Source organism: Actinobacillus genomosp. 2 (assembly GCF_029773605.1).
In the GTDB taxonomy this organism is placed as follows: domain Bacteria; phylum Pseudomonadota; class Gammaproteobacteria; order Enterobacterales; family Pasteurellaceae; genus Actinobacillus.
On sequence record NZ_CP103807.1, the window covers coordinates 1,416,144 to 1,437,279 of the forward strand.

15 protein-coding genes and 1 pseudogene are annotated in these 21,136 nt (G+C 35.4%); 2 read left to right on the forward strand and 14 right to left on the reverse strand.

The window, feature by feature from the left end:
- Positions 1–4 precede the first annotated feature (4 nt).
- The 5 genes from neuB to NYR60_RS07135 form a co-directional block, all read right to left on the reverse strand.
- Positions 5–1,042, reverse strand: a complete 1,038-nt coding sequence (gene neuB / locus NYR60_RS07115; RefSeq protein ID WP_279466386.1) for an N-acetylneuraminate synthase — start codon at positions 1,040–1,042, stop codon at positions 5–7.
- Entirely contained in the window at positions 1,035–1,667 is a 633-nt protein-coding gene (locus NYR60_RS07120) for an acetyltransferase (RefSeq protein ID WP_279466387.1), read from the reverse strand. The genes neuB and NYR60_RS07120 overlap by 8 nt, the downstream gene beginning before the upstream one ends.
- Before the next feature lie 110 nt (positions 1,668–1,777).
- Complete coding sequence (locus NYR60_RS07125) at positions 1,778–3,124, reverse strand: hypothetical protein (RefSeq protein WP_279466389.1); 1,347 nt, start codon at positions 3,122–3,124, stop codon at positions 1,778–1,780.
- Between the two features lie 5 nt (positions 3,125–3,129).
- Positions 3,130–4,305, reverse strand: a complete 1,176-nt coding sequence (locus NYR60_RS07130; protein ID WP_279466390.1) for a DUF6716 putative glycosyltransferase — start codon at positions 4,303–4,305, stop codon at positions 3,130–3,132.
- 2 nt (positions 4,306–4,307) lie between these two features.
- A complete protein-coding gene (locus NYR60_RS07135) occupies positions 4,308–5,519 on the reverse strand; it encodes an alpha-2,8-polysialyltransferase family protein (RefSeq protein ID WP_279466392.1) in 1,212 nt (403 codons plus the stop codon).
- A 379-nt stretch (positions 5,520–5,898) separates the two neighbouring features.
- Between NYR60_RS07135 and NYR60_RS07140 the strand changes: the two genes are divergently transcribed.
- Complete coding sequence (locus NYR60_RS07140) at positions 5,899–7,563, forward strand: bifunctional metallophosphatase/5'-nucleotidase (RefSeq protein ID WP_279466395.1); 1,665 nt, start codon at positions 5,899–5,901, stop codon at positions 7,561–7,563.
- A gap of 355 nt (positions 7,564–7,918) precedes the next feature.
- Here the strand turns inward: NYR60_RS07140 and vapC are convergent, their stop codons facing one another.
- Entirely contained in the window at positions 7,919–8,317 is a 399-nt protein-coding gene (vapC, locus tag NYR60_RS07145; RefSeq protein WP_279466397.1) for a type II toxin-antitoxin system tRNA(fMet)-specific endonuclease VapC, read from the reverse strand.
- Entirely contained in the window at positions 8,317–8,547 is a 231-nt protein-coding gene (gene vapB, locus NYR60_RS07150; protein WP_279466398.1) for a type II toxin-antitoxin system VapB family antitoxin, read from the reverse strand. The genes vapC and vapB overlap by 1 nt, the downstream gene beginning before the upstream one ends.
- A 74-nt stretch (positions 8,548–8,621) precedes the next feature.
- On the opposite strand from vapB, the pseudogene NYR60_RS07155 reads away from it, so the two are divergent.
- Positions 8,622–8,795, forward strand: a pseudogene (locus tag NYR60_RS07155) (HigA family addiction module antitoxin); the annotation flags it as partial.
- 389 nt (positions 8,796–9,184) lie between these two features.
- Here NYR60_RS07155 and NYR60_RS07160 read toward each other — a convergent pair.
- The 7 genes from NYR60_RS07160 to rpoB all read right to left on the reverse strand — a co-directional run bounded on the left by NYR60_RS07160 (position 9,185) and on the right by rpoB (position 21,009).
- Entirely contained in the window at positions 9,185–10,549 is a 1,365-nt protein-coding gene (locus tag NYR60_RS07160; protein ID WP_279466400.1) for a nuclease-related domain-containing protein, read from the reverse strand.
- A gap of 75 nt (positions 10,550–10,624) precedes the next feature.
- Positions 10,625–10,903, reverse strand: a complete 279-nt coding sequence (locus tag NYR60_RS07165; protein ID WP_279466402.1) for a hypothetical protein — start codon at positions 10,901–10,903, stop codon at positions 10,625–10,627.
- 14 nt (positions 10,904–10,917) lie between these two features.
- On the reverse strand, positions 10,918–11,142 hold the full coding sequence (locus NYR60_RS07170; RefSeq protein WP_279466404.1) for a hypothetical protein: 225 nt from the start codon (positions 11,140–11,142) through the stop codon (positions 10,918–10,920).
- Complete coding sequence (locus NYR60_RS07175; RefSeq protein WP_279466405.1) at positions 11,132–12,100, reverse strand: ATP-grasp domain-containing protein; 969 nt, start codon at positions 12,098–12,100, stop codon at positions 11,132–11,134. The genes NYR60_RS07170 and NYR60_RS07175 overlap by 11 nt, the downstream gene beginning before the upstream one ends.
- Positions 12,101–12,157: 57 nt before the next feature.
- Positions 12,158–12,316 carry a hypothetical protein gene (locus tag NYR60_RS07180; protein ID WP_279466406.1) on the reverse strand — a complete coding sequence of 53 codons (159 nt, stop codon included), beginning with the start codon at positions 12,314–12,316 and terminating at the stop codon, positions 12,158–12,160.
- Positions 12,317–12,582: 266 nt separating this feature from the next.
- Positions 12,583–16,854 (reverse strand): DNA-directed RNA polymerase subunit beta', encoded by a 4,272-nt coding sequence (rpoC, locus tag NYR60_RS07185; RefSeq protein WP_279466407.1) that lies wholly within the window; start codon positions 16,852–16,854, stop codon positions 12,583–12,585.
- Between the two features lie 126 nt (positions 16,855–16,980).
- A complete protein-coding gene (rpoB, locus tag NYR60_RS07190; RefSeq protein WP_279466408.1) occupies positions 16,981–21,009 on the reverse strand; it encodes a DNA-directed RNA polymerase subunit beta in 4,029 nt (1,342 codons plus the stop codon).
- Positions 21,010–21,136: the final 127 nt, after the last annotated feature.

Sequence of the window (21,136 nt, forward strand, 5' to 3'; positions counted from 1 at the left end):
AATATTACATTTGATTTTCGAAACGACTGTCAGCAATTAACTGATCTTCTTCAAAATCCTGTTCTGCTGTTTTACCCAATACCTCATACCAAAACATTGGACTAATGCCATTACCCGGACGTTTAGTGGTAAGATTCTCAACGGTAAACACTTCGCCTTTTTTAATCGCTCGAGCGGCAATAATGGATTTACGTGCCACAATTTTATTTTTCATTTCGGAACGTGTTACGACTTTTTTCGAACAACCTAACGACTTCTCAACTGCCCGAATCCCTTCACATAATAATTTTAATTCTTCTGGAGTGACCGAAGCTTTATGGTCAGGTCCCTCAAAATTTTTATCTAAGGTAAAATGTTTTTCAATAAACGTAATACCGTAAGGCACCGCTGCGAGTCCTGCAAAATAACCAGCAGAATGGTCAGAAAAACCTAAGCGATATTCACTAAATTCTTGTTTCAACTGATGAAAAGCATTTAAGTTCACATCCTCATAAGGCGTTGGATATTCGGTATTACAATGTAGTATAGTAATATCTTTTTTTGCCATACCATTCTCTTCCAGCACTTTAAGTGCACATTGAGTTTCTTCAATCGTTGCCATTCCAGTTGAAATGATGACTGTTTTTCCTTCAATCGGTAAACGGGCAATTTTTTCCAAATAGGGTAAGTTAGTTAATTCACCGGACGGAATTTTCCATATTTTTTGTCGCTGACTTGCCAAGAAATCAATTGATTCAAAATCAAATGGCGTAGAAAATACTTCTAAGTCCAATGAACGTGCATAACTGTCTAGTTTGATAAATTCCTCATAAGGTAATTCCAGTTTACGCGTCATCTCCAATTGAGAATCTGTTGTACCGGTCGTGATTTTTTGATATTCCGCTTTCGGTGCATATTTTGAAATTAATTTATCAGCCTTAAAGGTTTGAAATTTTACGGCATCTACACCACATGTTTTGGCTACATCAACCATTTTCTTCGCTAATGCAGGATCGCCGTTATGATTACAGCCAATCTCCGCAACAATAAATACTTTACTCATTTATATTCCTGATGATTCTTGCCGGGACTCCGGCGACCACGGTTTCCGATATGACATTTTTAGTCACTACTGCTCCGGAACCTACTACAGCTCTTTTACCAATATGAAGTTGCCCGTTAATAATCGAAGAACTACCTATAAATGAATATTCGGAAACAAATACATCACCATTTAATGTTGTATTAGTTGAAATATTGCAATGATCTTCAATACAGCAACCATGTTCAATTAATGACTTAGTATTAATAATGACATTATTACCAATCTTAGTTCCCGCATTGACAATAGATAATTTTCCGATAAAAACTCCAATACCTAATTCACTTCTTTCTGAAACAATCGCTGATTTATCTATTACACTAATAATTTTACAATTAAGTTCTTGAAGAGAAATAAATTTTCTTGATCGATTTTCATTTCCTCCAATACTGACAAAATAACAATAATTATCTCTATCGTTAAACTCTCTTATTGTTTTTGCTACTATAGGATATCCTAAATGTGAGCTACCGATAGGCTTTGAGTTATCAATAAATCCATAAAATTCATACTTTTCCTGATCTAACGAATCTAATGCAGATTTAGCGTAACCTCCAGCACCAATAAAAATAACTTTTTGTTTCATTTTTTCTTCCTAAGATAAATTTAGAAATACTTTGATAATATTCATTACTATATTCTAGATATAACACAGATATAAACTAGAAAATTCTTATAGATATGATTGAGTGACAACTATAAAAATTTATATAAGCGCATTTCAGGATTAGTATAAATTGCATAGATTTCATCTAAGATATCTACAATATTTCCATCTAACTCTTGACTATCATTATCTACAACTAATCTCTCATATTTTCCTCTTAACTCTTCCTTAGTTTTATTTTCTGGAATTGTTAGTGGAATACCTGTAGCGTGACCAGAGAAATTTAATTTGATAATATCAACATTCTCACAATCTGATATTTTATTGATCTCATTCACATCCATCAGAAACTTATTTCCGTAAAATATAGATAATAAATTCCCATCTTTAATCTTAAATTTGATATATTCGTTTGATTTCAAAATTAATTTTTCTAAGATAGGATTGCAAGCGATCTTCTCTGCCAAACTTCTATAACTCAAAACTGAAAGATTTTGATTAAATGGCCAAAGTGCTATTTGAGGTGAACAAGCAACTGCCTTAATCACGACTTCTGGAAGATGTTCTTGTAAAAGATTAATCAGCATAATGGCAGCAGTACCACCTTTTGACAGTCCAACAATAGATATTTTTTCATATTGTTTAATCTTTTGTAACTCTATGATTTTCTTAGCAATACTCTCGATAGATAACATATAATAACTCTCTGAGAGATCAACTACATTTAATCTATCGCCTGTAAATGGATACTTAGTTAGAATAAAATCCATATTAGATGATAAAGTGACAAATAAATTATTTTCCTTGTTATCAATAAAATCAGACTTAAATAAGCTGTGATAAAAATATTGTTTATATCGATGAGATGAAGTGAAATTTCCAGCGTTTTTATGTAACTCTGCTAAAACAAGATAGTCTGAAGCAGTATTCTTATCGGAAAGTTCAATAGCATAGGACATATCTTTTAAAAGAGAAGTATTGATACCTTCTTTAAATTTAATACAACATAAAATTTTAAGTAGATCTGCTTTACCATTTTTCTTTGCAATCTCCTCTACTTCTCTGAGTTCAAAAATATCTAATGATTTTCCTAATCTATACTTTAAGATAAAATTTTTATATTTTGCACTTAATAGTTTAGGATTCAGTTCTAATGCTTTCTCAAAATAGAATTGTGAACATTCAAGATCATTTCTCAACCAGTAGCACTCAGCTAACATCTCATAAATAAAATAATCCATTAGATTGGTATGGTTTTCTAAAACCTTACAAACTTTAATACATAATGATAATTTTTTAGTTTTAAATAAACTAATTGATAAATATCTAAGTGACTCAGAGTCTAGCTTTTCTATTTCTACTTTTATTAAGTTATTAATAACTTCTTGATACTTCTGCTCATTAAACAGCCTTTTCATATAATTCTTACGTTTCATATTTATTACCTCCCAAATAAATACTTATTAAATTTAGAATCTATAAAAAAATCTTTAGGTGATCTAACTAATTTCTTTAATTTTTGATACTTGTTAGATTTATTCATATATTGTCTCCCTTTAAAAAATAGAAATCTTTTATGTAATTTTGATGGATGATTTAGAATATTCTCAATAGCTTTTTTCAAGATATCATCTCTATTATTATCAAAATATAAGTTTTTTTCTAACCATAATACTGAAGGTATAGAACGAAGGCCTTTCTCTATTTCATTAAAACTAAGAAAAAGATCACTTCCTAAAAAGTTATCTAAGGCATAATTATCATTAATACCCAAATCAGAAATTATCGCAATAGGGATACCGTAATATAATGCTTCTAACAATACTGTGGATGAAAAAGAAAGACATAAATCCATCTTATGATAAAGATCAGCAATAGGTTCATTTGATATTTGAAAATTAGTCGGTAATTCTTTTTTATTTAGAATATCTATATAACTAATCTTATCCTCATGGACCGTTACTTCACGCTCAATAATTCTTCTTTTAAAGATAACTTCCTTTTCTGGATAATTTTTCGCCAAATTAATTAGCCTATCTACCACAAATTCTTTTTCTTCCTTAGTTTCAGGTATTCTAATTTGCTCAATAAAAACTATTGTTTTTTCAGAATTCCTTTTTGAAAAACTATTTTTCTTATTTATATCAATATTGATTAAACCATAATGTATAACCTCGGTAGTTGAACGATAAACCTTAAGGATTTCATTCACTTTTTCTTTATCTAATAGGCTATTCACTAAGATAATATCTGTATCTATTCTAGATAAAATACTTTCTGTATGTCCAAATATTAACCCTGGAAAAATCGAAATAATAATAGGACGTTTACAAGATAGAGAATGTTTCTCGTAAAAATGAGCAATGAATTTTTTTGTTGCCGTATTACCAACAGACAGAATAATAATATCGTATTGTAAGTAATCTAAATCATAGCTAAATAATATCTGGTGATATTTAATTGCATTACTTTCTAATAATTGTCTGAGAGATATTTGATTCCGTTTTACTGGAAAAATCATTATTTCTATATTTTCATCCCTTGAAATTCTCTCTGCCACCTTAATCCCAGAATTAAGAAAAGAATCATAGGTAGCAACTACTAGTACTTTATACATAATTAAATTTGGCTTATATCACTGATAAAATCTACATTTTTAAATTTATTCAAAATAGTAAAATGGTCCTCTACTTCATAAAAGATCTTATGCTCATAAGCTATACTTTCTAGCATTTTCTCTTTTATTAATAAATAAATGGATTCCGCATTGATATCATCAACCAACAATTTTGAATAAATGAGGCTAGTTGAAGTTAATGCTAAAACTTTCTTTGGTTTTACAGTTTTAATTAAAGATTCAACTAGAAAACCATATTCATCAATTAATATAATGTTTGATGACATTGATAAATTTGCTATTTCCTGTCTTAAAACCTCTTTAAGTTCTTCCGGATCTTTAGGGTGAAGTTTTATAAATACTTTACAATCGTATTTCTCTGCATATGTGGATAATATTTCAACTAAACATTGAGCATATACCTCTTGCGGAAACGGATATCTTTGATTTAAAAAAAGAATATCATCGGTAGATATCTCATATCTATTCTTAATATTTAAAGCTGTTTTACCAATCTCAATATTTTTATAGAGAAAAAATTCCTTACCCTCTTTAAAATTAAATGTATCTTTAAGCAATTCAGGAAAAACTGCATAAACCTTATTAAACCCATTAAAAACTGATAATACCGGTCTTAATTCTCTGAACATAGGTAGCATATTGATGACAAAAGCAGTCTTTTTCTCTTTTATGGATAAACTTGATTTGACTAAAGTATTAGCTTCATTCAAATTTGTATACTTATAGGTTGCAGTACCTTCCTCAATTAAATTAACTTCTATATTTCTTTCACTAGCTCTTTGTGCAAGTAAACAATAATGTTTTTCAAAACTAAACATAAATAGTCTATGCGGTTTAATTTTTGCCAATAAACTTCTATAAGAATTATTAATATAAATGAGATTCTTAATCTGTACTTTATTTGGGAAAGAGGGAATTTTTAATTGCTGAACACGATTAAATAAACTTGGATTTGATGCTTTTTTGACCATTACCGGCATCATTGTATTCTTTTTTGTGTATAAAATAATTAAAACACAATTCAACAATTTTTCTTGTTTAATTAATGCTTCCGCTTGAGATAATTGACCAAGATGAGTAAGAACAAATAAATTTTTCGTCTTTTTAAAATCTTCCAAATGCGCATATTTGCAAACCCAAGAGTCTGCCATAAATCTTAAAGGATTAACTAGAAATTTTCTTATCTTCTTCATAGCCTATATTCTTAATTTTAGTATAAACAAAAATCTTTAATAACTTTACATTAATTAACTAAATTTAATTTTTGATCAAAATAAAAAGAAAAAGCAAATGAATTAGCTATTTATTTTTTATGTAATAACATAAAAATACAACATAAAAGATTATAAAGAATAAAATTCCTACTGATTTATAGTATATAACACTAGTTATAAAGAAAGATTATTCCAAATATCATATTTTAAATTCTCTTTGATAAACCGTTAACCATCATCAGAATTTTACAAAATTGGCTCACATTACAAATAAAAATGTTAGTAATCAGTACAATCTGCAATCAACCTAAGTTAAAATAGAACAAGCTATTCCTACTTATCCTATAAGGAGATCTTTATGAAAAAAGTACTCGGTACTTTATTTGTGCTTTCTGCGGTAAGTGTTGCCGTCGCGAAAGAAGTTAATATTAAATTTTTAGGTACATCAGATGTTCACGGGCGTATAGTACCTTGGAACTATGGCGCGGATATTGAGGACAAATCCGGTTCTTACGCGCAAATTTCCACCTATGTAAAAGAGGTACGCCAAAATAATAAAAATGTAGTGTTAGTCGATATCGGTGATGCGATTCAAGACAACCAAGTGGAAGTTTTTGCTAAAACGAAAAAATACTACAAAGACAACCCGGTTCCTAAAGTATTAAACGAAATGAAATACGACTATTTTATTTTAGGTAACCACGAATTTAACTTCGGTATGACCGCTTTAGATGAAATCATTAAAGACATTAATGCCAAAGTATTAACTGCCAACTTCTACTACAAAAAAGATGGTAAACGTTACGTTACTGCCACCGATATTATTGAAAAAGGCGGTGTAAAACTCGGTTTAATCGGTTTAACTACACCAATGTCGGCAACCTTCGAAAAAGATACCCATCACCTTGATGAGATGAAATTCAGCTCACCAAGCGAAGAAGCGAAGGCACAAATTGCCGAGTTAAAAGCGAAAGGAGTTGATGCGATTATCGTGTTAGCACATATGGGGATTGAAAACGAAAATAATATCCCTGATACCGGCGTGGCGGATTTAGTTAATAATGTGGAAGGCATTGATGTGATTATCGCCGGTCATATGCACAAAAACGTCTCAGCGGAAACGATTAAAAATACTCTGATTACCGAACCACACCGCTACGGTACTGTGGTTTCAGAAGTGGATTTAGCCTTTGATGTCGCGGATGACGGCAAAGTGAAATTACTTTCAAAAAATGCAAAAACCGTACCGGTTAAAGCATTGGCTTCAGATCCTGCAATCGAAAAAATTTATCAACCATATCATGACGAATTACGCCGTTTGAACAATGTGAAAATCGGCGAAACCGTACAAACCATGATTCCGCAAGGTAAAAATCACGGCGTAGCGATTGCCTTCACGCAAGATACCGGTTTATCTTCATTGATTAATGACGTGCAACAACATTACAGTAAAGCGGACGTGGTGTCTTTTGCCTTCGACCACCAAACCGTACGTTTAGACAAAGGCGATATTAAGAAAAAAGATATTATCTATAACTATCGCTATGCGGGTGGTGATGTAAGCGTTTATGAAGTAACAGGCAAACAGCTCAAGGCATATATGAACTGGTCGGCAGATTACTTCGATACAATTCAACCGCAAGATAAAGACTACCGTATAAATGAAAAACGCGGCAAATCGAAATATGTCACCTTTGATATTTTCGGTGGCGTAAAATTCAACATTGATTTACGCAAACCAAGCGGCGAGAAAATTGTTGATCTTAGCCTTGCCAATGGCACAGCAATTACTGATGACAGCAAAATCAAACTCGGTATGAATTCATATCGCTATGAACAACTCATCAAAAAAGGCGGCGTATGGGAAGGACAACAAATCCTGGTATTATGGGAATCTAAAGTCGCAATGGGCAGCGAAGCCGGCACCATTCAAAATATGATGATCGATTACATCTCTAACGTGAAAAAAGGCAAAGTAGAAGGCGTGTCTCACAACCGCTGGAAAATTGTCGGTTTAGAGTAATCAATGCAATACAAGCGGTTAAATTCCTCAAGATTTTTGCAAAAAGTTAGGGGAATTTGACCGCTTGTTTTATTCTCTACACTCTATTCGTTCGCTTCTGACAACAGATGTTTTACACCATAATCTACTAATATTTAAAGAATGTTATTCCCCTCTTTAGCAAAGAGGGGTTAGGGAGATTTGTTCTTTCATTATGATTAAGTAAGTTTATAAAACATAAGCGGTTAAATTTCCCGAATTTTTTACAAAATTATAGGGGAATTTAACCGCTTGATTTTTTCACTTAGATTAGAAATATTTGTTAGGATATAAAAAACGTCCCTCGAGAAACTGGCATTATCGAACGCAACAAAAGCTATACCCAATTAGCTAATCGTAATCCTTCCACACGTTCAAATTCACGCAAGTTATTGGTTACTAATACGAGTCCTTCACTTCTTGCATGTGCGGCAATATGAATATCGTTCTCGCCGATGATCTCACCTTGCTTAGATAAATGTGCTTTGATATTACCAAAGTGAGTAGCCGCCTTATGCGTATAATCAAGAATCGTTAAACGAGAAAGAAAATCCTCAATGACTGCCATATTTCGTTCCGGAAACTGGCTTTTCTCTGCACCATAATATAACTCAGCCGCTGTAATACTACTCACGCAAAGACGAGTGGAATTTAAATTAAACTTATCCAGCACTTCAATAGGTCTGCGTTTAATCACATAAATCGCAATGTTAGTATCAAGCATATAAGTCAGCATTAGAGTTCCTCACGTTCGGCTTGAGTGCTACTTTCACGCTCTGTCATAAAATCATCGCTTACCGTTGCCGAACTCAGAAAGAAGCTATCCCAACTTTGGTTAATCGGTGCCAAAATACGCTCATTACCGACTACTCTTATAGAAAGTTTTTTTACATCACTTGCAAAACGTACTTCTGCCGGCAATCGTACCGCTTGACTGCGATTTGTCATAAATACTGATGCTTCCATTTTGATCTCCTTTAAAACTGATATTGGTATGTACCAAAAGTATATACCATAAAGAAAGGGAACAGAAGTGTTGTTTACTTAATAAAAAGTCAGAAATCAGCACAGAAATGCCAATCAATTTGTACACTTAGTTAGGCGAAAACAGCCCAAGCCCGGAAAGCTGGCTCCACCAACAAGCCAATTATGATTTATGGCAAGCCCAACAAAAACCTATGCCCTTTATTCGGCAAATATCTGTAAGTTTATAAAACATAAGCGGTTAAATTTCCCGAATTTTTTGCAAAATTATAGGGGTTTAGCCGCTTGGCTCTACTTATGCATCTTTAACAAATACACCTATTAATATGAAAATAGCAATTATTGATACTATTCCCCATATCCATCCTAGAAAATAGATTAATATAGATAATATAAACAGTATAAATAAAATTATACCCGTTATTTTAGGCCTCACAGCTAAACCAATTATTGTAAAAAATACCCCTAGCCACACCCAAATTGGAATGTTTACAATAGTTTTTATGCCTTGTTCTATCACTGGAAATGAAAGATATACTGTCAGTCCCAAAAGTAAAATGATACCCAATCTACCTATAAACTTACTTATTTCTTCTTTCCTTAATCTTTTTTCATTTTCCTATCTTAATTTTTTTTCATTTTCTTCTTGTTCTTTTCTTAATTTTTCTAGCTCAAGCTTCCGTTTTTCAGCTTGAATTTTGTTTTCAAATTCTCGTCTTTCTAATTCAATTTTTTGTTTTTTAGCAATTTCCTCATTCTCAAGTCTTTGTTTCTCTGCTTCTGCTTGCCATTTTTCTTGTTGTAACCGCCTCTCTTCCAGTTCTAATTTCGTATAATATCCACTTATTTTCCTCAAAAGTAGTTCTACTTCTGCCCGATATTCTGCTAAATAATCAGGAGATTTCAATATATTTTTAATTGTTTGATACTCTTTACTTTGTTTGATTTTATCAATATCTACTTCTACTTCCTCAATCTTTTCCACTAATACAACTTTGGTATATTCAATATATCCGTATTTTTCTATATTAAAGTCTGGATATTGATAAATAGGCAATTTATACTGAAATAACTTATGAATATTAAAAATATTCTCAAGTTTATCTTTAGGACAAAACTCTTGACGAATCACTAAATCTAAATCTGATAATAAACCTAGAATCCCAGATTCTAAATCACTATTATTTTCTTTAAAATTTTCTATTTCTATGAGAACTTCTTCTAAATATACCTGTTTAGCTCTATATAGTTTTAGTAATTCTTCAATTTCGCTTCTTATTGATGTATCAGCAATATCTTTTTGAGTATTATTTTCTTGATTTTCAGATTTATATATACTATCTGTATCTCTGCCTGGATAATTCGTAAATTCTTGTATTGTAGGAGATAATAATTCCAAAAAATTTAAAATTTCTTTATCTAAAAAGCCTGATGTCCTAGCTATATGATCTAATTCATAAACTGAATTTTCATCTAAAATCTGGAACCAATCTTTCATTTTAGGAGATAATTCATCATAAATATTATTTAAATTAGTAATACTTTTAAATAAAACAACACCACTAATCTTATTCTTAATATCTTTCTCTTTATTAACAATATGAAAGTCTGTCAAATAGTTAATAAGACCATATCTATGTCTACTCATCTGAGAATAAGGATTGGTATAGCGGGTATTTCCCATTATCTTTACGGTTTGAGATTTACCTTTAGGTAAAATATACCAGTTCTCATTTGCATCTAATGGTGTTGTTAAATGACCGCTATATTCTTTAAAATCAATAATTGTAATTTCACCATTCTTAATAAATAATGCATCAATTTCATATTGTTGATTTTCTTTAGTTATAAAAGATATATTTCCTAATAAATAAACCTTATCATCACTATTCTTATATAAATTATTTAACTTCTCACATAAATATGAAAACACCTTATTTTCTTTTGTATATGATGATCTATTTTTATATGCTTTAAATCCCATAATTCAACCCATGGATTAATATTAATTATTATTAAATAGAAAAAAGGCTAATACAACTTTAGCCTTTTAAAACAATTATTTTTTCTTATTTGCTAAAGCTGTTAATGTAAGTACAGCTCCACCAATCATTGTAACCTTATTAGGAAAATCATTAGTACAGCTAGGACATAATTCATCATCCCATACATCCCCACCTTTAGCATAATTATTACAACCCGGAGATCGGCAAATATAAATAACTTTATTACAACTAGGACAAATACACTTATCTCTACGAATATAATTTTCCTCAATAACTTTTGCTATTATAGAATCACTACAATATGGACATATACCTTTCGCTTTAATAGACATTGGACTTTTCTCAACTATAATTCCGATATTTCAACTATCTGAACAACTTTAAAAAATGGCATATTATTTTTACCTAAATTATTGTTAATAAAGTTTTCTACAAATTCATGATTTATAATATCTTGGCTTTCAGCATATAAAAGAAATGCATTTTCTTCATCTATAAAAGTCTTACCAAAATCCTTGCTATACATAAAATTACAAAAAACTCTATAATTAGGATCTATATTATTTTTCATTTACTTTTCTCCCGAGGAAATTGGCAATAGATTTACTAATATTTAACCCAACAGCTAACTCTATCCACATATACTTTCCAAATGGATTTACATCTAAAAGCCAAATATTATCGTTATCATCAACACAAAGATCTAAGCAAGCATAATCTAATCCAAATAGCTTAATTACATTTACTAATTTTAATTGAAACTCCTTAGTAAATTCATATTTTGAGTGTTTTGTATTTGGTAAATCATATACTCGCCAATCCAAATTACCTATACTAGATTTGCTAGCATCGATCTTACAACCAATCACCTCACTACCAATAATTATTGCTCTAATATCAAATTTCTTATCTATTTTTTCTTGTAAAAATACGGGACATTCATTTTTAGTTTCGAATTGTTCAAATTGATACTTACTCACACTATTAACTAATAACATCGCTTGCTTTCCACTATATTCTAAATAAATTTGATGCATAGTTTTTAATACAATATCTGGATGCTTAATAAAAAATGAATTAATCTCATCTTTATTATTACTAATTAATGAATCAGGTGTATTTAATCCAGATTTTCTAGCTTTTGCAAAGAAAGATATTTTACTTTGAGCTGAAAGTGCAGTACGTAAATTACTATTGGTCCAAAATACCCTTTCAGATAGAAAATCATAAAATCCAAATAATGATTCTCTCCAAGTGAAGTGCCAAAAATCTTTTTCATTAGAACTAATAAACCCTTTTCTTGCATATAATGGAGAAAGACAAAATACTACTCTAATCTCAGAAGATTTTAAGATCGCATTATTTTGTTTGATAAGAAAAACATCTGATTCAGAATAATAAGAAAATTCTGTATTTAATAATGCTTCTTTTGATGTATCCAAGATTATAGATTTTTGATTAATCTCATTTAATTCTCTTTGGATTGCAATTAAATGAGGATCATTAGAGCTACCAATAAGCAAAATCAAAAATACCCCCTTATTTATAAGGGCTAAGATATTCCTAGCCCTATTTCTTAAAAAATATTATTCATTCGTATAATCGTCGGATTGATTTTTCCCAGAAAATGTTGCAGTTTTAATTTCTGTATCTTTTAAATAATTTTGAGGTTTCCAAGTCCATTCCTGATTAAAATCAACCTCTGGATTTTCTTTTAAAAAATTTAATGAAAATGATTTTTCCATAATTAGTTTCCTATAATAAAATTTATTAAAATTACCATCCTTCTATAACTTATTGAAAAATAATAAAAAATAGAAAGCTCTATAAATAAAACCACTTGACACTATATAAAATATGGTTTTTCAGCATTCTAGCCTCTAGCCTGTCAATAGGCTAATTCTAGGAATTATATATGCAATACCTAATTTAATTTTTATATGAGATGAAAACAAAAAAGCCCCCAGAACTTTCGTTCTGGGGGCTTTCTATCTATCCGATATACTACGAATTACTCTTCATCACCTGCGTTTAATAACGCTGCTAGGCTTTGAGTTGCATCGTCTGCAACGAATTCGAATTCTGCTTCGATATCAGCATCGGTTGCGAATCCGTTAGCTTTTGCAACCGGAGCTTCAAAAGCGACCGCTTGTTCTGGCTGGTTACGTTTTTTCGCACGGTTTTGGTGATATGCGAAACCTGTACCCGCTGGGATTAAACGACCTACGATTACGTTCTCTTTCAAGCCTCGTAATTCATCACGTTTACCAGCAACCGCTGCTTCAGTAAGAACACGTGTGGTTTCTTGGAACGACGCTGCTGAGATAAATGACTCAGTTGCAAGCGACGCTTTGGTAATACCAAGTAATTCACGTTCGAACTCAACAAGCGGTTTGCCTTCTTCTGCACGTTTACGGTTAGCAATTTTCACGCGTGAAACTTCAACTTGTTCCCCTTCGAGGAATTCGCTGTCGTATGCGTTAGTAATAACCGCTTTACGTAACATTTGGCGAACGATAACTTCGATGTGTTTATCGTTAATTTTTACCCCTTGTAAGCGGTAAACTTCTTGTACTTCGTTTACGATGTAATCTGTTACAGCGTGAACGCCACGTAAACGTAAGATATCGTGCGGCGTTTCTGCACCATCAGAGATTACGTCACCACGTTGTACCATCTCGCCTTCGAATACGTTGAGCTGACGCCATTTTGGAATCATTTCTTCGAATGCTTCGCCTTCCGCCGGCGTGATAACTAAACGACGTTTACCTTTAGTTTCTTTACCGAATGACACGATACCTGAAATTTCAGCAAGGATTGCCGGCTCTTTCGGTTTACGTGCTTCGAATAAGTCTGCTACGCGTGGAAGACCACCGGTAATATCTTTTGTACCCACAGATTCTTGTGGAATACGTGCTAATGCTTCACCGACTTCGATTTCCGCACCGTCATCTAAGGTTACGATTGCTTTACCCGGTAAGAAGTATTGTGCTGCAACGTCTGTGCCTGGAATTAAGATATCGTTACCTTGTGCATCTACTAAACGTAATGCCGGACGTAAATCTTTACCTGCTGTTGCACGCTCACCCACATCTTGCACCACGATAGATGATAAACCGGTTAATTCGTCGGTTTGACGAGTAACGGTTAAGCCATCTACGATGTCGCTGAATTGGATGCGACCGCTTACCTCTGAGATGACTGGCATTGTATGCGGATCCCAGTTCGCAACGACTTCACCTACTGCAACTTCTGCACCGTCGTTTTTAGAAAGCACTGCACCGTAAGGTACTTTATAGTTTTCTTTGGTACGGCCGAATGTGTCGATTACAGTTAATTCTGTGTTACGTGAAGTTAATACGATTTTGCCTTCTTTGTTAGTTACAAATTTAGCGTTAGTTAACTTAATCGTACCTGCGTTTTTCACTTGGATGCTAGATTCTTTTGCTGCCGCAGAAGCCGCACCACCGATATGGAACGTACGCATGGTTAACTGTGTACCTGGTTCACCGATTGATTGTGCCGCGATAACACCCACTGCTTCACCTTGGTTGATAAGGTGACCGCGAGCAAGGTCACGGCCGTAACATTTCGCACACACACCGAAGTCTGTGTTACAAGTTACCACCGAACGTACTTTGATTACGTCCACAGATTCCGCATCAATCACATCACACCATTTCTCATCGATTAAGGTGTTACGTGGAATTAATACTTCTTCCGTACCCGGTTTTAATACGTCTTCTGCAACCACACGACCTAATACACGATCACGTAATGCTTCTTTAACGTCACCACCTTCGATTAACGGAGTCATCACGATACCTTCGTGTGTACCACAGTCATCTTCAGTGATTACTAAGTCTTGTGCTACGTCTACTAAACGACGTGTTAAGTAACCTGAGTTCGCTGTTTTTAATGCGGTATCCGCAAGACCTTTACGCGCACCGTGGGTTGAAATAAAGTACTGAAGAACGTTCAGACCTTCACGGAAGTTTGCGGTAATTGGTGTTTCGATGATCGAGCCGTCCGGACGAGCCATAAGACCACGCATACCTGCTAACTGACGAATCTGAGCTGCAGAACCACGCGCACCCGAGTCAGCCATCATAAAGATACTGTTGAATGACGCTTGTTTTTCCGGGTTACCTTCACGGTTGATCACTTCTTCCGTTGAAAGGTTTTCCATCATTGCTTTTGCAACACGTTCGTTTGCCGCTGCCCAAATATCGATTACTTTATTATAACGTTCGCCTGCAGTTACAAGACCTGAGTTAAATTGTTCTTGGATCTCTGCCACTTCTGCTTCTGCCGCACGAATAATTTCGTGTTTTTGCGCCGGAATAACCATATCATCGATACCAACTGATGCACCTGAACGCGCAGCGTATGCGAAACCGGTATACATGATTTGGTCAGCAAGAATTACAGATTCTTTTAAACCTAAACGACGGTAACTTTCATTGATTAATTTTGAAATCGCTTTTTTACCTAACGTTTGGTTGAATACTTTAAACGGCATACCTTTCGGTGCGATCATCCATAAGATTGCACGACCGATTGTGGTATCTAATAATTTAGTTTCTGGAACTAATTCACTCGCTTCATTTTTCACGTATTCAGTAATACGAACTTTAACACGTGCGTGTAATTCAGCTTGACCTGTACGGTATGCTTTTTCTGCTTCACGTGGGTCAAGGAAATACATTCCTTCACCTTTCGCATTCACTTTCTCACGAGTCATATAGTAAAGACCTAATACAACGTCCTGAGAAGGTACGATAATCGGGTCACCACTCGCCGGTGAAAGTACGTTATTGGTTGACATCATTAACGCACGAGCTTCTAACTGAGCTTCAAGTGTTAATGGTACGTGTACCGCCATTTGGTCACCATCGAAGTCCGCATTGAACGCCGCACAAACGAGTGGGTGTAACTGGATTGCTTTACCTTCGATTAAGATTGGCTCAAACGCTTGGATACCTAAACGGTGAAGTGTTGGCGCACGGTTTAATAAAATTGGGTGTTCACGAATAACTTCCGCAAGGATATCCCATACGATCGGTTCTTCACGTTCAACCATTTTCTTCGCAGCTTTGATTGTTGAAGCTATGCCACGAGATTCTAATTTAGAGTAAATAAACGGACGGAATAATTCCAATGCCATTTTTTTCGGTAAACCACATTGGTGTAGGTGTAAGTAAGGACCTACGGTGATTACCGAACGACCTGAATAGTCCACACGTTTACCTAATAAGTTCTGACGGAAACGACCTTGTTTACCCTTGATCATATCTGCAAGAGATTTTAATGGACGTTTGTTAGAACCTGTAATCGCACGACCACGGCGACCGTTATCTAATAACGCATCAACAGACTCTTGTAACATACGTTTTTCGTTACGTACGATGATGTCCGGTGCGACTAAATCTAATAAGCGTTTTAAACGGTTGTTACGGTTGATCACGCGACGATATAAATCGTTCAGATCTGAAGTCGCAAAACGACCACCATCAAGTGGTACTAATGGACGTAAATCTGGTGGAAGCACTGGTAATACGGTCATTACCATCCACTCCGGTTTGTTGCCAGATTGTTGGAATGCTTCTAATAATTTTAAGCGTTTTGTGATTTTTTTACGTTTTGTTTCAGAGTTAGTTTCTTGTAACTCTTCACGCATCATTTCACATTGATGCTCTAAATCCATATCACGTAAAAGTGCTTGGATACCTTCCGCACCCATTTTCGCTTCAAACTCATCGCCCCAACGCTCTTCTGCGTCTAAGAACTGTTCTTCGGTTAATAACTGATTTTTTTCTAAATCGGTCATACCCGGCTCAGTAACCACATAAGATTCGAAGTAAAGTACACGTTCGATATCACGTAATGGCATATCTAAGATTAAACCGATACGGGACGGAAGTGATTTTAAGAACCAAATGTGTGCCACCGGACAAGCAAGTTCGATATGACCCATACGGTCACGACGTACTTTAGTTTGAGTAACTTCAACGCCACATTTTTCACAGATTACGCCACGGTGTTTTAAACGTTTATATTTACCGCATAAACATTCGTAATCTTTTACCGGTCCGAAAATACGTGCACAGAAAAGACCATCACGCTCAGGTTTAAAGGTACGGTAGTTAATGGTTTCCGGTTTTTTTACTTCACCGAAAGACCAAGAACGGATTTTATCCGGTGATGCTAAACCAATTTTAATTACATCAAAATCGTCATTTGATTTCGATTGTGCTTTTAAAAACTTTACTAAGTCTTTCACTTTTTGCCCCTAGTGAGGAATTAAAGTTTTGCTTAGAACACGAGGTTCTAAACGAGGAAATTTGGTTTTACAAGCGGTCAAATTTTGCAAATTTTTGACCAAATCTGACCGCTTGAGGGCTGACGACTAGTCTTCGTCTAACTCCATATCGATACCTAAGGCACGAATCTCTTTCAACAATACGTTGAATGATTCCGGCATACCCGGTTCCATTTGGTGTGTGCCGTCTACGATGTTTTTATACATCTTCGTACGACCGTTCACGTCATCCGATTTAACCGTTAACATTTCTTGTAAGGTGTAAGCAGCACCGTATGCTTCTAATGCCCAAACCTCCATCTCACCGAAACGCTGACCACCGAATTGTGCTTTACCACCAAGCGGTTGTTGAGTAACAAGACTATAAGAGCCGGTTGAACGCGCGTGCATTTTGTCGTCAACTAAGTGGTTCAATTTGAGCATATACATATAACCTACGGTTACAGGACGCTCGAATTTCTCACCGGTACGACCGTCAAATAAAGTAATTTGACCTGAAGTTGGTAAGCCACCTAATTCTAATAAGCCTTTGATTTCGCTTTCATGCGCACCATCGAATACCGGCGTTGCAAGCGGTAAACCTTTACGTAAGTTCTCTGCTAAACGTAATACTTCTTCATCGGTAAAGGTGCTTAAGTCTACTGACTGTGAACCATGACCTAAGTCGTACGCTTTTTGGATATACTCACGCAATTTCGCAACAGATTGTTGTTGTTTGATCATTGCATTAATTTGGTCACCGATACCTTTTGCAGCTAAACCTAAGTGCGTTTCTAAGATCTGACCGATGTTCATACGTGAAGGTACGCCCAGCGGGTTCAATACGATCTCAACCGGTTGACCGTTTTCATCGTACGGCATATCTTCAACTGGGTTAATTTTCGAGATAACCCCTTTGTTACCGTGACGACCCGCCATTTTATCACCCGGTTGGATTTGACGACGAACCGCTAAGTAAACTTTAACCACTTTTAACACGCCCGGTGCTAAATCGTCACCTTGAATGATCTTGTTGCGTTTAATTTCAAGTTTACGTTCAAACTCTTTACGTAATTCTTCGTGTTGTTCCGCAAGCTGTTCTAATTGATTTTGTTTCGCTTCGTCATCTAAGGTTTGTTCTAACCATTTCTCACGAGAAACTTTATCTAATTCAGCTTCAGATACGCCACCTTCGATTAATAAGTTGCGAACACGGGTAAATAAGCCAGCTTCTAAAATCTCTAACTCTTCAGTTAAATCTTTTTTCGCTTCTTTAAGCTGCATTTCCTCGATTTCTAATGCACGTTTATCTTTTTCAACGCCATCACGAGTAAATACTTGAACGTCAATAACCGTACCTGAAGTACCGTTTGGTACGCGTAATGAAGAATCTTTAACGTCAGATGCTTTCTCACCGAAGATTGCACGTAAAAGTTTTTCTTCTGGTGTTAATTGGGTTTCACCTTTAGGCGTTACTTTACCAACTAAAATGTCGCCACCTTTAACTTCCGCACCCACGTAAACGATACCTGATTCATCAAGTTTGCTTAATGCTGATTCACCTACGTTTGGAATATCCGCAGTAATTTCTTCCGCACCAAGTTTGGTATCACGTGCCACGCAAGATAATTCTTGGATGTGGATTGTTGTGAAACGGTCTTCTTGTACTACACGCTCAGAAACTAACATTGAGTCTTCGAAGTTATAACCATTCCATGGCATGAATGCCACACGAATGTTTTGACCTAACGCTAATTCACCTAAATCTGTTGAAGGACCGTCTGCTAAGATCTCACCACGTGCTACCGGCTCACCTAAATTCACACAAGGAATTTGGTTGATACAGGTATTTTGGTTTGAACGGGTATATTTAATTAAGTTATAGATGTCGATACCTGCTTCGCCCGGAATCGTTTCATCTTCATTTACTTTCACTACGATACGAGAAGCATCAACACGTTGTACGATACCACCACGTTTCGCCACAATCGCTACACCAGAGTCAAGTGCGATTGGTTTTTCCATACCAGTACCAACAAGTGGTTTATCCGCACGTAATGTCGGAACAGCCTGACGTTGCATGTTCGCACCCATTAACGCACGGTTCGCATCGTCATGCTCAAGGAACGGAATTAACGCTGCCGCAACAGAAACTACTTGTTGTGTTGAGATATCCATATAGTGAATATCTTCCGGTTTGTATAAACCTGACTCACCGTGTTCGCCACGACAAGTTACGTAAGTATCAGTAAAACGGAAGTTCTCATCTAAGTTTGAGTTAGCCTGAGCGATAACATAGTTACCTTCTTCGATTGCCGATAAATACTCGATATCTTCGGTTACTTGACCGTTCACTACTTTACGGAATGGCGTTTCTAAGAAACCGTAGTTATTAGTACGTGCATATACCGAAAGTGAGTTGATCAAACCGATGTTCGGACCTTCAGGGGTTTCGATCGGACATAAACGACCATAGTGAGTAGTATGTACGTCTCGAACCTCAAAGCCTGCACGTTCACGGGTTAAACCGCCCGGACCTAATGCCGAAATACGACGTTTATGGGTAACCTCTGAAAGCGGGTTATTTTGGTCCATAAATTGCGAAAGTTGTGAAGAACCGAAGAACTCTTTCACTGCCGCTGAAATTGGTTTTGCATTGATTAAATCTTGCGGAGTAATGCCGTCTAAATCGCCTAATGATAAACGCTCACGCACAGCACGCTCTACACGCACTAAACCAATACGGAATTGGTTTTCAGCCATTTCACCTACTGAACGAATACGACGGTTACCTAAGTGGTCAATATCATCCACTTCGCCACGACCGTTACGGATTTCGATTAATTTCTTCATCACGCCGGTAATGTCGTCATTACTTAAAATACCTGAACCTACACCTTCTTCAAGGTTAAGCGAACGATTGAACTTCATACGACCAACCGCAGATAAGTCATAACGGTCTGCTGAGAAGAACATATTGTCGAATAACGCTTCCGCCGCTTCTTTTGTCGGTGGCTCACCCGGACGCATCATACGATAGATTTCTACTAATGCACTTAAGCGGTCATAAGTTGGATCAACACGTAAGGTTTCAGAAATATACGGACCGTGATCTAAGTCGTTAGTAAATAATACTTCGATCTCTTTGTAACCTGCTTGCGATAATTTCGCTAACATCTCCATTGAGATTTCCATATTCGCCGGACAAACTAATTCGCCAGTTGAAAGATCAATATAATCTTTCGCTGCAACTTTACCTACGATGTACTCTACCGGCACTTCGATTTGTTTAATTTCGTCTTTTTCTAATGTACGAATATGACGTGCGGTAATACGACGACCACGTTCAACATACACTTTACCGTTCGCTTCAATATCAAACGCAGCAGTTTCACCACGTAAGCGTTCCGGCACCAACGTCATTAATAATTTATTATCTTGGATTTCAAAGTTCACTTTATCGAAGAACATCGATAAGATTTCTTCGGTCGTGTAACCTAAAGCACGTAAAATAATCGTTGCCGGTAATTTACGGCGGCGGTCGATACGTGCATAAAGATTGTCTTTCGGGTCAAACTCGAAGTCTAACCAAGAACCACGGTAAGGAATAATACGTGCGTTATAAAGCACTTTACCTGATGAGTGGGTTTTACCTTTGTCAGAATCGAAGAATACGCCCGGACTACGGTGTAACTGAGACACGATTACACGCTCAGTACCGTTAATCACGAATGTACCGTTATCGGTCATTAATGGGATTTCGCCCATATACACGTTTTGTTCTTTAATGTCTTTTACCGTACCGGCTGCCGCTTCACGGTCAAAAGTCACTAAACGTAATTTTACGCGTAATGGTGCTGCATAGGTTGTACCACGAATTTGACATTCACGAACGTCAAATACCGGCTCACCTAATTCGTAAGAAACGTATTGTAATTCGGTGCTTCCGTTATTGCTTACAATCGGGAACACAGAACGGAATGCCGCTTCTAAACCTTGTTGTCCATCTGAATCTCTTTGAATGAATTTTTCGTAAGAATCAAGCTGAATTGTTAATAGATAAGGTACGTTAAGAACTTGTGGACGTTTACCAAAGCTCTTACGAATACGCTTTTTCTCGGAATATGAATATGCCATTGCTAGATAGCCTTCTGATTTTCTTATTTGGTTGAGGTTACACAATCCGACCGTCATTTGAACGGGCTGGAAGTGGCATTAAATTTGTACGAGGTGTCATTTTCCAATCGCCTTACTTGAGTCAAAA

Coding starts and splice junctions, on each gene's coding strand:
- neuB (WP_279466386.1), bottom strand. CDS start 1,042: ATGAGTAAAGTATTTATTGTTGCGGAGATTGGCTGTAATCATAACGGC.
- NYR60_RS07120 (WP_279466387.1), bottom strand. CDS start 1,667: ATGAAACAAAAAGTTATTTTTATTGGTGCTGGAGGTTACGCTAAATCT.
- NYR60_RS07125 (WP_279466389.1), bottom strand. CDS start 3,124: ATGAAACGTAAGAATTATATGAAAAGGCTGTTTAATGAGCAGAAGTAT.
- NYR60_RS07130 (WP_279466390.1), bottom strand. CDS start 4,305: ATGTATAAAGTACTAGTAGTTGCTACCTATGATTCTTTTCTTAATTCT.
- NYR60_RS07135 (WP_279466392.1), bottom strand. CDS start 5,519: ATGAAGAAGATAAGAAAATTTCTAGTTAATCCTTTAAGATTTATGGCA.
- NYR60_RS07140 (WP_279466395.1), top strand. CDS start 5,899: ATGAAAAAAGTACTCGGTACTTTATTTGTGCTTTCTGCGGTAAGTGTT.
- vapC (WP_279466397.1), bottom strand. CDS start 8,317: ATGCTGACTTATATGCTTGATACTAACATTGCGATTTATGTGATTAAA.
- vapB (WP_279466398.1), bottom strand. CDS start 8,547: ATGGAAGCATCAGTATTTATGACAAATCGCAGTCAAGCGGTACGATTG.
- NYR60_RS07160 (WP_279466400.1), bottom strand. CDS start 10,549: ATGGGATTTAAAGCATATAAAAATAGATCATCATATACAAAAGAAAAT.
- NYR60_RS07165 (WP_279466402.1), bottom strand. CDS start 10,903: ATGTCTATTAAAGCGAAAGGTATATGTCCATATTGTAGTGATTCTATA.
- NYR60_RS07170 (WP_279466404.1), bottom strand. CDS start 11,142: ATGAAAAATAATATAGATCCTAATTATAGAGTTTTTTGTAATTTTATG.
- NYR60_RS07180 (WP_279466406.1), bottom strand. CDS start 12,316: ATGGAAAAATCATTTTCATTAAATTTTTTAAAAGAAAATCCAGAGGTT.
- rpoB (WP_279466408.1), bottom strand. CDS start 21,009: ATGGCATATTCATATTCCGAGAAAAAGCGTATTCGTAAGAGCTTTGGT.